Source organism: Burkholderia sp. 9777_1386 (assembly GCF_015712265.1).
GTDB classification, from domain to species: Bacteria; Pseudomonadota; Gammaproteobacteria; order Burkholderiales; family Burkholderiaceae; genus Burkholderia; species Burkholderia cenocepacia.
This window is the reverse complement of record NZ_JACCQB010000147.1, coordinates 1-425: the sequence shown is the minus strand read 5'-3', so window position 1 is coordinate 425 and position 425 is coordinate 1. Positions and strand designations below refer to the sequence as shown.

Here is a 425-nt window from a genome sequence, read left to right as displayed (position 1 = left end):
GGACCCGACGGTCGCGGCGATCGTCCGGGGATCGGCGGAGCCTGCGGCGCACGAATTCGTCCGCGACACGGGTGTTCTGGTGACGGCCAAGCACTTCGCCGCCGAACTGTTCGGCGGCGTGGACGCGCTGCTGCTACCCACGACGACCGAGCATCCTCTCGTCGACGACGTGCTCGCCGATCCGGTCGAGATCAATCGCAGACTCGGCACCTTCACCAACTTCTGCAACCTGCTCGACCTGGCATCCGTCGCGGTTCCGGCGCCGGGGGAGCCCGGGGAGTCGTTCGGTGTGATGACCGTGACGCCGGCGTTCGGCGACCAGATCGCGCTCGACGTGGCCGCCCGGATCGTCGCCGGCGAGACCGCGGTCGTCGCTCCGGACGAGGGCGTGCGGCTGGCGGTGTTCGGCGCACACCTGCAGGGAC

1 pseudogene is annotated in these 425 nt (G+C 70.4%); it reads left to right on the top strand.

What is annotated here, in order from left to right:
* A pseudogene (locus H0X91_RS34765) lies at positions 1-425 on the top strand (hypothetical protein); the annotation flags it as partial.